The organism is Salinimicrobium sediminilitoris, from assembly GCF_020866905.1.
In the GTDB taxonomy this organism is placed as follows: domain Bacteria; phylum Bacteroidota; class Bacteroidia; order Flavobacteriales; family Flavobacteriaceae; genus Salinimicrobium; species Salinimicrobium sediminilitoris.
On sequence record NZ_JAIVCC010000002.1, the window covers coordinates 576,021 to 590,230 of the forward strand.

The following is a 14,210-nucleotide window of genomic DNA, read 5'->3' on the forward strand; positions in this document are numbered from 1 at the left end:
CTTATTAAATGGTCAAGAAATATCCAATAGAACGTTCAGAATCTGAATGGCGAAAGCAACTTTCAGAAGAACAATACCGTATACTTCGGGAGAAGGGAACAGAATCACCACATTCGGGCAAGTACAACATGCATTTCCAGGAGGGAGCATATTGTTGCGCAGCCTGTAACGCAAAACTTTTTGAAAGCGATCAAAAGTTTGAGAGCAACTGCGGCTGGCCGAGCTTTGATGATGCAATAGAAGGTGCCGTAGAATATGTGCAGGATAAAAGCTACGGCATGATACGCACAGAGATCCTTTGTTCCAATTGCGGCAGCCATTTGGGACATGTTTTTGATGACGGTCCCTCCGAAACAGGCCAGCGCTACTGCGTAAATTCGGCAAGTATAGAATTTGAATCTAAACCTAAATCCAAATAATATGAAAAAGATATCCTTTTTATTCGCTTTTATAGCTTTTAGCCTTACCTCCTGCTCAAGTGATGAGCCGGGACCACAGGGACCTCCGGGTGAACCGGGAGTTAATATTGTAGGACAAACATTTGAATTCGAAGATGTAGATTTTGAATATTTTGAAGATGGGAATTTCTACGCTACCATAATTGATATCCCTGCAGAAATTGAAGTGCTGGAGTCCGATGCTGTTTTGGTATACCGACGGGAAGTTATTGATGGTACAGAGACCTGGAGTATGATCCCGCAAAACTACTTCCTTGAGGAAGGGATCATTCAATATGTTTTTAACCATACCGCTTCAGACATTGAATTGCTGATCGATGGAAATTTTGATCTTTCTACCCTCGATGGCGCTTATTCACAGAACCAGTTCTTTAGATTTTTTGTGGTTCCTTCAGACTTTGCTATAGATACAGGAGTTGACGTTTCAGACTATGATGCTGTTATGCAGGCATTGAAATAGACCTTAAGCATTATTACTACTAATTCCTTTTTCCTTCCCGGAGAAAGGAATTTTTTTGAGAAGGTGTCAAAAATGACATTTTCCAGCGCATTTCCCGAACCTATATACTTTTGGTTTAAGCTTAATTTCCGTAAATTCGCTGTCTTTAATTCAGTTATATAAAATTCCGAATATGAGTAAATACGACGTTATAGTTTTAGGAAGTGGCCCCGGAGGTTACGTGACTGCCATTCGCGCATCACAGTTAGGCTTTAAGACCGCTGTTATAGAAAAAGAAAATCTTGGTGGAGTTTGTTTAAACTGGGGATGTATCCCTACAAAAGCACTTCTTAAGAGTGCCCAGGTTTTTGAATACCTCAACCATGCACAGGATTACGGTCTTAAGGTTGAAAAAGCTGAAAAAGATTTTGGTGCAGTTATAAAGCGTAGCCGAAATGTAGCCGACGGAATGAGCAAGGGGGTTCAATTCTTAATGAAGAAGAACAAGATCGATGTAATTGACGGATTTGGAAAACTGAAGCAGGGGAAAAAGATCGAGGTAACCGATAAGAACGATAAGAAAACAGAATATTCTGCAGATCATATTATCATTGCCACGGGAGCGCGCTCAAGAGAACTTCCTAACCTTCCGCAGGATGGAAAGAAAGTGATTGGGTACCGCAAAGCCATGAGCCTTGAAAAGCAGCCAAAATCTATGATCGTTGTAGGTTCTGGTGCGATTGGCGTAGAATTCGCACATTTTTATAAAACCATGGGTACAGATGTGACCATCGTGGAATTCCTTCCAAACCTGGTGCCGCTTGAAGATGAGGAGATCTCAAAACAGTTTGAGCGCAGCTTCAAAAAGGCCGGAATTAAAGTGATGACCAACTCTTCTGTAGAGAGTGTTGATACTTCGGGAGATCTTGTAAAGGCAAAAGTTAAAACCAAAAAAGGAGAAGAAACTATAGAGGCCGAAGTTGTACTTTCTGCCGTTGGGATCAAATCAAATCTGGAGAATATAGGCCTTGAAGAATTGGGCATCAAAACCGATAAAGATAAAATCGTGGTGAGCCAGTACTACGAAACAAACGTAAAAGGAATTTATGCCATTGGAGATGTAGTCGCGGGGCCTGCTCTTGCCCACGTCGCTTCTGCGGAAGGGATCACCTGCGTAGAAAAGATCAAGGGTATGCACGTTGAACCAATTGACTACGGAAATATCCCCGGTTGTACTTACGCTACGCCTGAAATAGCTTCTGTTGGAATGACAGAAAAGCAAGCCAAAGAAGCAGGATACGAATTGAAGGTTGGGAAATTCCCATTCTCAGCTTCCGGAAAAGCAAAAGCTGCCGGTACACCTGACGGATTCGTAAAAGTGATCTTTGATGCGAAATACGGAGAATGGCTGGGCTGCCACATGATTGGTGCCGGCGTTACCGATATGATCGCTGAAGCTGTATTGGGACGTAAACTTGAAACTACAGGTCACGAGGTACTTAAAGCTATCCACCCTCACCCAACAATGAGTGAAGCTGTGATGGAAGCCGTAGCCGATGCTTACGGGGAAGTAATTCATTTGTAGTATAGAGTATTGAGTACTGAGTATTGAGAAAATAGAATGTAGATCCTTGTTACCAGATTAATAAAAAAACCTTCGGTTTACTCCGAAGGTTTTTTGTTCTAAAACTTATCCTCCTGAGGAGGGATGGCCACAGGTTGGATAGATGTTTAATCTCAATACTCATATCTCATATCTCATATCTCATTACTCCTTACTCCTTAAGCCCTCGATATAGCTTCCATAGATATCCTTAAACTGCATACCTTCAGCAAACCTGAATTTATTGAGCTTTTTATATTCTACCAGCCCCCACAAAACAAATTCCTTTAGAAAGTATTTATCTTCTTCAGATATATTTGGCTGATAATTATTGATAAGCTTTTCCAGTACAGGGATGGAGTCCAGGGCTTGCTTATATTCTTCATCTGTTGTTTCGTCGAACAGCTCAAATCCGCTTTCAGAAAAGAACCATTCCACAATTCCGGAATATGGATCTTCGGCATCTGGTTTCTGTAGTTTTTCTATTTTTGGGAACATCGTTGGGAAAAGTGTTTTTACGGCTTCTCCAATGAGCTCCTGTGCAACTACAGCACTTCCCTCCTGCTCTCCTTCATAAACCAGCTCGATCTTCCCGGTAATCGAAGGGATGACCCCTAGAAAATCGCCAAATCTGAGCAGAGTTTTTTCTTCTCCGTTTTTCACGGCTCTTCTTTCTGCAGTACTTAACAAATTTTCATATGCCGTTATACTCAGCCTCGCACTTATTCCACTGCGGGCATCTATATATTCGTGGTCCCGGGCTTCAAAGCTTATTTGTTCCAAAAGATCCCTTGCAAGTTCAGGCACATGCACCATATCTGTCTGCCCCTGCTCAAGCTTCGCTTCCTGCTGGGTGATCTTTTTCGCAGTCTTGACATCCAGTGGATAATGGGTGAGGATCTGCGAGCCAATTCGGTCTTTTAAAGGGGTAACTATGCTGCCGCGATTGGTATAATCTTCGGGATTGGCGGTGAATATGAACTGCATATCCAGCGGTAGCCTCAATTTAAATCCGCGGATTTGTATATCCCCCTCCTGCAGGATATTGAAAAGGGCAACCTGAATCCTCGCCTGTAGATCGGGCAGTTCGTTGATCACAAAAATACTGCGGTTGGCCCGTGGGATCATTCCGTAATGGATCACCCGGTCGTCTGCATAACTAAGCTTTAGGTTGGCAGCTTTTATGGGATCTACATCTCCAATAATATCGGCTACAGTCACATCTGGTGTTGCAAGTTTTTCATAGAAACGATCATTCCTGTGGACCCACGAGATTGGGGTCTTATCCCCTTTTTCTTTCAGCAGCTCCCTGGCATACCGCGAGATTGGGTTAAAGGGATCATCGTTGATCTCCGACCCTTCCACTATGGGCATCCACTCATCCAAAAGGTCCACCATCATTCTGGCAAGGCGGGTTTTAGCCTGTCCTCTTAACCCAAGAAAATTAATGTTGTGTTTTGAAAGTATGGCCCGCTCAAGTTCAGGTATGACCGAATTTTCATAACCGTGTATCCCTTCAAAAGTGGGTTCATTCTTTTTTATTTTATTCAGCAGGTTTTGCCGTAGTTCTGTTTTAATACTTCTACTTTGATAACCGGAGTCCTTCAATGCACCAAATGTGGTGAGCTTCTTTATATCCATGTTCTGCAAAATTTTTATTTTAAAATGGCTTTTTTGAGCCTTCAGTATTATCCTTTGATCCTCTTCTTTCGGTTTGTTTCATAATCTTCAAAGATCATTTCGCCCAGTCCCTTAAGCCCGGTAAAGAATGCTTTTCCTTGGTTTGCCTGCGTAAATTCCCGAACAAACCGCTCCAGATAAGGATCCTGTGCGATCATAAAGGTGGTTATAGGAATATGTAGTTTCCTGGCCTGGCTGGCAGCATTGTAACATTTTTCAACGATATAAGGATCCAGGCCAACGCTGTTTTGGTAATAACTGCCGTCTCTTTCTCTAAGGCAACTGGGTTTACCATCTGTGATCATAAAGATCTGTTTATTGGTGTTCCGTTTGCGGCGCAAAAGATCCATTGCTAATTCAAGACCGGCAACGGTATTTGTATGATATGGTCCCACCTGCAGGTAAGGCAGATCACCTATTGAAATTCGCCATGCATCATTCCCGAAGACAAGAATATCCAAAGTGTCTTTCGGATATCGGGTGGTGATCAATTCGGCAAGAGCCATGGCCACTTTTTTCGCCGGAGTGATACGGTCTTCGCCGTAGAGGATCATACTATGACTTATATCTATCATGAGCACGGTGCTCATCTGGCTTTTATGATGCGTTTCTTCTACCACCAGTTCATCTTCGGTCATATGAAAATCATCGGCACCATGTTGGATCTGTGCATTCCGAAGCGACTCGGTCATGGATATTTTATCCAGGGAATCTCCGAAATTATAATTCCGGAATTCTCCCGTGTGCTCATCGCCTAATCCCGTTTGTTTCGTGTTATGATTACCCGATCTACTCTTTCTCAACTTTCCGAAGATCTGGTTGAGCGCCTGCTGACGGATAGCCCTTTCGGTCTTGGCGGTAATAGCCATGCCGCCACTCCCCTCTATCTCCTCGCGGATGTATCCTTTTTTCTTGAGGTCCTCTATAAAGTCATCAATGGTGTAATTCTCATCGGTAAGTTTATACTCCTGGTCTAATTGTCGCAGCCAGTCTATAGCCTCATCGAAATCCCCGGATGTATGGGTAATTAGCTCTTTAAAAATCTCAAAAAGTTTATCAAAGGGAGGAATATTTTCTGCCTCAAACTTCTTAAAAATGAATCCTTTTCTCACATGTTGCCTTTCCATGCCCTAATTTAATTGATAGCTTCAATATCTCACAGAAGAGGAGGATAAATTTGTGTTAATTAGACTTTAGACGTGAGATCTGAGATCTGAGATTTGAGAAAGAAGCACCAAATTTCAGGCAACAAATTCCAATCGGAAATTTTCAAAACAATTTTGAATTTTGAATTCTGAATTATTTTAGGTCACAATAATAGAACCTGGTGTCCCAGGCTTCCGGTTCTTTTTTAAAACAGTTGTCCTTTTTTTCTGAAGCAGGAGCGTAAGATCGCTCCACAATTTCCCCTTTTTGAAAGTTAACCGGCACCTTAAAAATGGGGCCGTCGAAGACAAAACTGTGGAATTCGCCATTCTCCCCTGCGGGATCGACGCCTTTGGGTAAATCGGCTAGAAATTTCTCATCTATGAGTCTTCCGCAGAAAGATTGATCAAGTAGTTTAGCATTTACACTTACAGTAATCGCTTTAAATCCGGCAGAAAGAAATTCCTGCATTAATTCTGAAGTATTCTTTTTCCACAGCGGGAAGACCGGCTGCGAACCTACTTTTTGAAGCTGCTGTTCCCGGTATTCCTTAAGGTCTTCCAGGAAAATGTCTCCAAAAATGCTGTGAGTAAACCCGTTGGCTTTCAATGCCTTAGTTTCCCGCTCCATGATGTCATTATAATCACTCATTGGAACATCACCGGGCAAAGAAATGAGCTGCAGGGGAATTCCTAAACTTTGAGCCTGCTTTAGCAACAAATCTTTTCGAAGGCCATGCATGGATACCCTTTCGTTTTCGGAATTAATCGTTGTTACCAGCTTTTCTACAGAAAATTCTTTTTGTTGCTGAATTAAGTAGAGGGCATATGCAGCATCTTTCCCTGAACTCCAGTTTAAATAAGCTTTTCTCATGCCGGGAAGGTACTTAAAAAGCTTAAAAAAAGCGGAAGATCTCTCCTCCGCTTTCTTTTAAAGTGAAAATTTAATATTATTAGATTAAAGGCTGAATTCAACTCCCAAATTAATAGAAGACCAAGTTCCACCATCAACACTAATTCCTGAGTAAGATGCTATTACACCTAACAATCCGAAGTTATAACCTACTTTTGGTCTGTAAAAAAAACCTCCATCTACTCCATCCTCAAGACTAATTGCATAACCCAAATCAGCTCCTAAAAAAAACATGGAAGCTGGAAATTGATATCGGCCAGTAGCTGCCACAGGTAAGAAGGAAATATTAGAACCTTCAACCGAGTAGCCCGTAAAACCAATCATTGGTCCTACAGAAAAACCTTCACTAACTTCAAAAAAATATGCTGCATCTGCACCATAGTTTATGTCATAAATATCAGCATCCCCTACAGGAATACCTATATTACCTCCAAATTTGAAATTCTCCTGTGCAAAAGAATTGACTGAACCCAGGATAAAACAAGACACAATTAACACTAGAAATTTTTTCATAATTGTTTGATTTTAAGTTAGTAAAACCAAACTTATACTAATTTTTCCGAAAAACATTGAAGTGTTCCTGCAAATTGGACAAAAACGTCTTTATTGACGATCAAATTACCTATTGCAAAAAAATATTTACAAAAAACTCCTCACAGCCAGCTCGTAACTCTGCAGCCCAAAGCCCAGAATAACTCCTTTTGCATTTGGTGCAATAAAGGAACGGTGACGAAATTCCTCCCGTGCAGAAGTGTTGGAGATATGAACTTCCACTACAGGCGTGGAAATGGCTTTAACGGCATCCCCTATTCCTATTGAGGTATGCGTATAGGCAGCTGCATTTAAGACAATTCCATCAAACTCTCCATCGGCAGCTTGTAGCTTGTTTATAATTTCACCTTCAATATTTGACTGGTAGTAATCCAATTCCACATTTGGAAAGTTTTCCTGAAGCTTTTGAAAATATGATTCAAAAGTTTCATTTCCATAAGTTCCCGGTTCGCGATTGCCCAGCAGATTGAGATTTGGGCCGTTGATGATCAAAATTTTCATAAGGTAAATGTAAAAAATAAAGGCAGATAAATCTGCCTTTCAATGTTCAGGTATAAACCAACTGCTTTAAATAATACAGGTGGGGAGTCCTAAAAAAAATTAGAATTTAAATTCTACTCCTACATTAAGTGAAGATACATCGAAAGCATCTTCGGTGATACCCTCATAAGAAACCATAATTCCAAAGTTCATAAAACGAAATCCTAATAAAGGTCTCCAGTACAATCCACCGTCAAGGCCGTCACTAAGACCTACAGCATATCCAAGGTCAAAACCTCCAACGAAAGAGCTGGGAAGGCCTAACCTTCCGGAAGCTGCGATAGGTAAATACTGTAAATCTTCACCTCCATCTTTCCCAAAATAGTGAGAATACCCCACCATTGGCCCAACCTGTACAATATCCATGAGGCTTATCATGTAGGCCAGATCGGCTCCTGCCTTAAAACTGGAAGCATCATCCACGTCTCCAACGGGAATACCGGCGTTTACACCCACTCTAATCCCTGTTAAACCTGTCTGCGCATGTGCCGCGTTAAAACTAAATAACCCAAGTACTGCAATAAGAAGTAATTTTTTCATCATTAAAGTTGTTTTAAGTTAACTACCACCAAGTTAGTGATTTACAAACTACATTAATCGATTTATCAATTTTTCCCTGTAAGTGAAGCCTTACACTTGTTTCCTGCAAATCATGATAAAAAAAAGGGCAGTAAAAACTGCCCTTTTGATGAGTATAAAAAATTAATCGTTAGAACAACAGCCCTACACCTGCCTGCACAACTGAGTTTTTTACATCTACTCCTTCCACATCATAAATATCTGTCATCCCCGCATTGTAGCGACCATAAACAAAAAATTTACTGAACTTGTAGGAGGCACCAAGCCCAATACTCAGATCAAAATCGTTCCTGTTGTCATTAAAAAGCTCTTTTTCGGCATCTCCAAAGTCTATAGCCTCTTCTACAACAAAACCAAACTGCGGTCCTGCCTCAAGTGCAAGTCCTTCGAGTACATAAAGCTTTGCCATAACAGGAACAGTTATATAATCTAACTGGTGTTCAATATCATCGTTATCGTCTCTTCTAACGATGTCAAATCCCTGGGCAGAATAAAGCACTTCAGGCTGGATCGAGAACCTGTCGCTCAGCGGCACCTCGGCCAATAATCCTAAATGATATCCTGTCCTGGAGCTTTCATCTTCAAAATCTGAAAATCCGTCTCCCGAGAAGGTTGAGAAGTTCACTCCTCCTTTTGCCCCAAAGTAAACGAATTCCTGTGCAGCTACAAACGTTGTACTTAATAGCATAGCTGCAATAAATAAAATCGACTTTTTCATAATTCTATGTTTTAAAGTTTGGGACAAATGTAGGAGGGATAGTGTTAAGAAAATCTCACTTTATATTAAAGTACTCGTAAATCCGTACTTTTAGCCTCTATCTTTAACCTGTGAACTGGGAAAACGCTTTAAAGGATTACAAATATTACCTCAAGATCGAACGAGGTCTGGCTGCCAATACCATTGAAAATTATTCTTTTGATGTTGAGAAACTGGCCAACTGGCTAGAAGCCAATGAAATCAATGTTTCCCCGGTCTCTATTTCTGAAGAACAGCTGCAGCAATTCATTTATTCCCTGGCAAAACAGGTAAATGCGCGGTCACAGGCCAGAATCATATCTGGCCTACGCGGATTTTTTAATTACCTGCTCTTTGAGGATTATCGAAAGACGAATCCGCTGGAGCTTATTGAGTCGCCAAAGACCGGCCGTAAACTTCCGGATACACTTTCTACAGATGAAATTGATGCTCTTATTGCTGCCATAGACCTGAGCAAACCTGAAGGAGAACGAAATCGTGCCATCCTTGAAACCCTCTACGGCTGTGGGCTAAGGGTTTCTGAATTAATTGACCTGCGATTAAGCGATTTATATTTTGAAGAAGGATTTATTCAGGTAACGGGAAAAGGAAGCAAATCAAGATTTGTCCCAATTGCTGAAGCCACCCGTAAATACATTGATCTTTATCTTGATTACATAAGATCACACCAGGATATTCAAAAAGGGCATGAAGACACCGTCTTTTTGAACCGCCGCGGAAAAAAACTTACCCGCGCCATGATCTTTACCATTATAAAACGACTTGCTGTCGCCTCGGGTTTGAATAAGAAGATAAGCCCGCACACCTTCCGGCATTCTTTTGCCACTCACCTGCTGGAAAACGGCGCAGATCTTAGGGCTATTCAGCAAATGCTGGGGCATGAAAGTATTACCACAACAGAAATTTACGTCCACCTGGATCGCTCCCACCTGCGAAAAGTTATGGAGGAATTCCACCCAAGACGTTGATTGTGCGATTCACCTTCTGATGGAGATTTAAACCAGAAAATGGTTCATTAAATAATAGAGAAGTTCCTCCCCGTACTAATTGCTTTCAGTAAAAAAAGAAATAGTCCGTACTATTTTATCCATTTGCGTAAATTTTGAAAGTTTACTGCCAACATGTTTCTACCTGATATTAAATTTCTGCTAAACCCGCTCAAATCCTTTGGCAGGCGGCTTTTCCTGCTTAAATTCAGGAAATAAATTTATACTATGGAAACACTAAAATTCAAGAACGGAGATAAAATGCCGGCTATAGGCCTTGGTACCTGGAAATCTGATAAAGGAAAAGTTGGAGAAGCAGTGAAAATTGCACTAAACAATGGGTACCGCCATGTAGATTGTGCAGCCACTTACGGCAATGAAGCCGAAATTGGGAATGCCTTCAATGAAATATTTAAGGAAGGGAAGATCAAAAGAGAGGACGTATGGGTGACTTCCAAATTATGGAACGATTCTCATAAAAAAGAGCATGTAATCCCAGCTCTAAAGCAAACCCTGAAGGACCTGCAACTTGATTACCTGGACCTCTACCTCATGCACTGGCCGGTCGCGTTTAAGCATGGAGTATCTTTTCCTTCTAAAGATGAAGATTATCTTTCCCTGGAGGAAGTTCCATTGATCGAGACATGGAATGCCATGATCGAAGCTAAAAAACAAGGTTTGGTAAAACATATTGGAGTATCGAATTTCAGCAGTAAAAAGCTGGACGACCTCATGTCAAAAACTAACGAAGTTCCCGAAATGAATCAGGTGGAGCTACATCCATTCCTGCCGCAGCCCGAGCTTTTACAGTTTTGTAAGGAAAATAATATCCACTGTACAGCCTACTCACCCCTTGGAAGCGGTGACCGAAGTGCGCAAATGAAAGCTGAGGATGAGCCTTCCCTTCTAAAGGAACCGGCAATTTTAGAAGTAGCTAAAAAACATGATGTTTCACCTGCACAAGTCCTTATTAAATGGGCCGTTGCCCGGGGAACTGCAGTGATTCCAAAATCCACTTCGAAGGATCATATAATTTCCAACCTGGAAAGCATTAATGTGGAACTGGATGAGGAAGATCATAAGAAGATTGCCGGAATTAAACGTAACTTCCGCTATGTAAACGGGGAATTCTTTGTGACTCCCGGCAATTCATACAACAACATTTATGACCTGTAAATCATACCTTCCAAAAATAGCATTCTTGACCCTCTTTTTGGTGCTTTCCGGTTGTAAAAATGATGACCGGGAGATGGAGGTAAAAACTTCAAAAATTGATTCCCTCACCCAGGAATTAAACCGGCAACAGGAGCTTAAAGATTCTTTGGTCAACCTTCGGGAGATAGATTATTCCGCAAATGACTATTCCATCTTCTTCGGAAAGGAATTTGAAGATATTGATAATCCCGAAGAGCACATTGTTAATGCCCTGAAGAACAAAGAGGATCTAATTCCTTTAAAAGCTGTGCTTGGAGGCAGCATGGAATTCCGGAAGGTTCAGGTAATTTCTGAAGATTGGGTGCTGGCAATTTATGATGATGGCCATGTGCAGGGAAAATCAATTTTTGAATATGAACTTCAGGAAGATGGAGAAGTAGAGTTTAATGAGATTGCTTCACAACTTCCAGAGTAACAGCAGCCCTGAAAATGCCATTTTAGGAACGTTATATTTTTTATAAACCCAAGATTTTCCGAAGTGATTTTGGTATCTTGGAATTAATATTTTAAGCAAAAAAGAAGTAATATGAAGACTAACATTCAATTTGTACACACCGACACTAAAATTTCAGCTGAACAACTTGTTCAAAGAAAACTTGATAAACTTGAGAATAAATACGACTGGATCATCTCTGCAGATGTAATGTTCAAGGAAGAGAAATCTACTAATGGAAATGGGAAAGTTTGTGCGATCGAATTGAGCCTCCCAGGCCCGAAGATCCACGCCTCCTCAAATTCCGACAGCTTTGAAGCCGCAGCAGCAGAAACTGTAAAAGATCTGGAAAAGCAACTAAAGAAACGTAAAGCTGAAATGCAAAGCCACTAACAAGGGTTAAGGTTTAAGGAATAACTTTTAATTAAAAAAGGCTGCCGAAAAATTACATTTTTCGGCAGCCTTTTTTTTGAAAAGCTCACAGTCTTGGCTCTTGGCTCTTGATTCTCAGTTAAGATATTCGCTTGATCCTGGCTCCAATTGCCTGCAAACGCTCGTCAATATTCTCATATCCCCTGTCAATTTGCTCAATATTATGGATCACCGATGTTCCCTTTGCAGAAAGTGCTGCAATAAGCAGGGAAATTCCGGCTCTAATATCTGGAGAAACCATGGTTGTGGCTTTCAACTGGGATTTAAAATCATGACCAATTACTGTAGCCCGGTGCGGATCGCAAAGGATAATTTTTGCACCCATATCAATTAATTTATCCACAAAGAAAAGACGGCTTTCAAACATCTTTTGATGAATAAGAACGTCTCCTTTGGCCTGAGTAGCTACCACCAGCATAATACTCAAAAGATCGGGGGTGAATCCCGGCCATGGAGCATCGCTTATGCTCATGATCGATCCATCAATGAAACTTTGCACTTCGTAGCCATCGGTATGAGCAGGAATGTAAATATCCTCGCCTCTTTGCTCCAGTTGTATCCCCAGCTTCCTAAAAGTGGCCGGAATAAGACCTAAATGTTCCCAGCCGACATTCTTAATAGTGATCTCACTTTTAGTCATCGCGGCAAGGCCAATCCATGAGCCAATCTCAACCATATCGGGTAAAACAGTATGGGTACAACCGCCTAAAGATTCCACTCCTTCAATTTCCAGAAGGTTTGATCCTACGCCAGAGATCTTCGCCCCCATACGGTTAAGCATGTTACAAAGTTGTTGCAGGTAGGGCTCACAGGCTGCATTATAGATTGTGGTTTGACCTTTTGCCAGCACAGCAGCCATAACAATATTGGCTGTTCCGGTTACCGAGGCTTCTTCAAGCAACATATAAGTTCCTTTTAAACCATTTGGTGCTTCTACTCCATAAAAACGCTCTTCCTTATTGTAACGGAAGTCGGCACCCAGTTTTATAAAACCTTCAAAGTGTGTATCCAGTCTTCTACGGCCAATTTTATCTCCCCCGGGACGTGGGATGTAACCGTGCCCAAATCTTGCCAGCATAGGGCCAACGATCATGATAGATCCTCGAAGGCCACTACCCTCTTCCTTAAATTTTTCGCTTTTAAGGTAATTCAGGTCCAGTTCATTTGCCTGGAAAGTATAGGTGCCTTTCTTCAGCTTTTCAACCTTAACGCCCAATTGTTTAAGCAGATGAATGAGTTTATTGACATCCAGGATATCTGGAATATTATGAATTGTAACTTTTTCGGGAGTTAAAAGTACGGCGCAAAGTATTTGCAGAGCCTCGTTCTTTGCTCCCTGGGGTTGAATTTCCCCTTTTAGAGCATGACCTCCCTCAATTTGAAAAGTTCCCATAAAGAAATTAGTATTTTAGTGACGTTTGCGGCTGCGCGCTCTGTTGTGTGTTTTTTTAACCGGTTTTTTCGAGGTGAATTTCTTATTGCTTCTCAAAAGTTCTGAAGCTTCGCTAAGGTCCTCTTCGGTATTTTTTAGATTGATCTTACCGTCACTTAATTCCCTCAAATGTTCAAAGATCACTTTGTCATCTACAGAATCCTTGTTCCAGCTCAAGTAAGACTTCTTCATGTGATTTGCGATAGTGAACACAAGACCTTCTTTCTCGGGGCCTTCTTCGAATTTGTTCGCTTCATCGATCATCCTTTTGATGTTGTTTCCATAGAAACGATACTTTGGAAAGTTTTGAGGATAAGGCATTCTCTCAGGCCGTTCTGCCAACATTTCCCTGGATGGTTTTGGAAAAGGGCTTTCTACGTCCAGTTTAAAATCACTTATGATAAATAATTGATCCCAAAGCATATGCTGAAAGTCGGGTACATCACGCAGGTGCGGATTAAGATTTCCCATTACCGCAATAATTGCTCTGGCTACTTTATTACGCTCTTCATCGTCCTTGATCTCAACGGCGTGTTCAACCATTTTTTGAATATGCCTTCCATATTCGGGAATGATGAGTTTACTCCTTTCGGAGTTATATTCTAATTCGTTTGTCAAAATGAATAGTATTAGGTGATAATATACTGCAGAAGTTTATCGACTGCAAATTAAAAAAATTATTCAGGAAAAAAGGCGCTCTATCAAATTATCCTGCAATTATTTACAGGGAGATCACTCCTTCTATTTTTTGCCCTACTTCCTTGTATTTGGCGATCACCGCATCTGGATCATGCATTTTTACATTTACAGAAACACTGGTATAACTTCCTTTTTTGGACTGCTTTGTAGTAATTACGGCACCCATGTTATCAAATATTTCTTCGATCCCTATTATTTTTTTGGGTTCTGTAGGGACAATAAACTTGTACAGGTAAACGGAAGGCCAGGTGGCGGTATCCAGTAATTGTGACTTTAATTTTTTATAAAATTCTTCAGGATCTTTAGCTTCGCTCATAATGATCTTACTTCATAATTAATGCAAAGAT

17 protein-coding genes are annotated in these 14,210 nt (G+C 41.0%); 7 read left to right on the top strand and 10 right to left on the bottom strand.

The annotated features are described in order from the left end of the window. The first annotated feature begins 8 nt into the window (after positions 1-8). The 3 genes from msrB to lpdA all read left to right on the top strand — a co-directional run bounded on the left by msrB (position 9) and on the right by lpdA (position 2,482). The gene (gene msrB / locus LA313_RS04335; protein WP_228913443.1) at positions 9-419 is read left to right on the top strand and encodes a peptide-methionine (R)-S-oxide reductase MsrB; all 411 of its coding nucleotides are present in this window, start codon (positions 9-11) and stop codon (positions 417-419) included. A 1-nt stretch (position 420) separates the two neighbouring features. Further along, positions 421-918 carry a collagen-like protein gene (locus LA313_RS04340; protein ID WP_228913444.1) on the top strand — a complete coding sequence of 166 codons (498 nt, stop codon included), beginning with the start codon at positions 421-423 and terminating at the stop codon, positions 916-918. A 172-nt stretch (positions 919-1,090) separates the two neighbouring features. Then, on the top strand, positions 1,091-2,482 hold the full coding sequence (lpdA, locus tag LA313_RS04345; RefSeq protein WP_228913445.1) for a dihydrolipoyl dehydrogenase: 1,392 nt from the start codon (positions 1,091-1,093) through the stop codon (positions 2,480-2,482). A 183-nt stretch (positions 2,483-2,665) separates the two neighbouring features. Here the strand turns inward: lpdA and LA313_RS04350 are convergent, their stop codons facing one another. The 7 genes from LA313_RS04350 to LA313_RS04380 form a co-directional block, all read right to left on the bottom strand. Next, a complete protein-coding gene (locus LA313_RS04350) occupies positions 2,666-4,141 on the bottom strand; it encodes a sigma 54-interacting transcriptional regulator (RefSeq protein ID WP_228913446.1) in 1,476 nt (491 codons plus the stop codon). Positions 4,142-4,188: 47 nt separating this feature from the next. Further along, entirely contained in the window at positions 4,189-5,307 is a 1,119-nt protein-coding gene (locus LA313_RS04355; protein WP_228913447.1) for a vWA domain-containing protein, read from the bottom strand. A gap of 172 nt (positions 5,308-5,479) precedes the next feature. After that, positions 5,480-6,199: a Dph6-related ATP pyrophosphatase gene (locus LA313_RS04360; protein WP_228913448.1), complete on the bottom strand. Its 720-nt coding sequence runs from the start codon at positions 6,197-6,199 to the stop codon at positions 5,480-5,482. A gap of 84 nt (positions 6,200-6,283) precedes the next feature. After that, the gene (locus LA313_RS04365) at positions 6,284-6,751 is read right to left on the bottom strand and encodes a hypothetical protein (protein ID WP_228913449.1); all 468 of its coding nucleotides are present in this window, start codon (positions 6,749-6,751) and stop codon (positions 6,284-6,286) included. A 126-nt stretch (positions 6,752-6,877) separates the two neighbouring features. Beyond that, positions 6,878-7,291 carry a type II 3-dehydroquinate dehydratase gene (gene aroQ / locus LA313_RS04370; RefSeq protein WP_228913450.1) on the bottom strand — a complete coding sequence of 138 codons (414 nt, stop codon included), beginning with the start codon at positions 7,289-7,291 and terminating at the stop codon, positions 6,878-6,880. Positions 7,292-7,390: 99 nt separating this feature from the next. Continuing rightward, positions 7,391-7,873 (bottom strand): hypothetical protein, encoded by a 483-nt coding sequence (locus tag LA313_RS04375; RefSeq protein ID WP_228913451.1) that lies wholly within the window; start codon positions 7,871-7,873, stop codon positions 7,391-7,393. 166 nt (positions 7,874-8,039) lie between these two features. Next, a complete protein-coding gene (locus LA313_RS04380) occupies positions 8,040-8,627 on the bottom strand; it encodes a porin family protein (RefSeq protein WP_228913452.1) in 588 nt (195 codons plus the stop codon). A gap of 110 nt (positions 8,628-8,737) precedes the next feature. Here LA313_RS04380 and xerD point away from each other — a divergent pair, with 110 nt between their 5' ends. From xerD to LA313_RS04400, 4 genes are all read left to right on the top strand, one after another. Then, a complete protein-coding gene (xerD, locus tag LA313_RS04385) occupies positions 8,738-9,634 on the top strand; it encodes a site-specific tyrosine recombinase XerD (protein WP_228913453.1) in 897 nt (298 codons plus the stop codon). Between the two features lie 246 nt (positions 9,635-9,880). Then, entirely contained in the window at positions 9,881-10,828 is a 948-nt protein-coding gene (locus tag LA313_RS04390; protein WP_228913454.1) for an aldo/keto reductase, read from the top strand. Continuing rightward, a complete protein-coding gene (locus tag LA313_RS04395; protein WP_228913455.1) occupies positions 10,818-11,282 on the top strand; it encodes a hypothetical protein in 465 nt (154 codons plus the stop codon). The genes LA313_RS04390 and LA313_RS04395 overlap by 11 nt, the downstream gene beginning before the upstream one ends. A 111-nt stretch (positions 11,283-11,393) precedes the next feature. Then, positions 11,394-11,693, top strand: a complete 300-nt coding sequence (locus LA313_RS04400; RefSeq protein ID WP_228913456.1) for an HPF/RaiA family ribosome-associated protein — start codon at positions 11,394-11,396, stop codon at positions 11,691-11,693. Positions 11,694-11,811: 118 nt separating this feature from the next. Here LA313_RS04400 and murA read toward each other — a convergent pair whose 3' ends face one another. From murA to LA313_RS04415, 3 genes are all read right to left on the bottom strand, one after another. Next, the gene (gene murA, locus LA313_RS04405; RefSeq protein ID WP_228913457.1) at positions 11,812-13,125 is read right to left on the bottom strand and encodes a UDP-N-acetylglucosamine 1-carboxyvinyltransferase; all 1,314 of its coding nucleotides are present in this window, start codon (positions 13,123-13,125) and stop codon (positions 11,812-11,814) included. A gap of 15 nt (positions 13,126-13,140) precedes the next feature. Then, a complete protein-coding gene (locus LA313_RS04410; RefSeq protein WP_228913458.1) occupies positions 13,141-13,782 on the bottom strand; it encodes a DUF4290 domain-containing protein in 642 nt (213 codons plus the stop codon). Between the two features lie 103 nt (positions 13,783-13,885). Then, a complete protein-coding gene (locus LA313_RS04415) occupies positions 13,886-14,179 on the bottom strand; it encodes a DUF493 family protein (RefSeq protein WP_228913459.1) in 294 nt (97 codons plus the stop codon). Positions 14,180-14,210 lie beyond the last annotated feature (31 nt).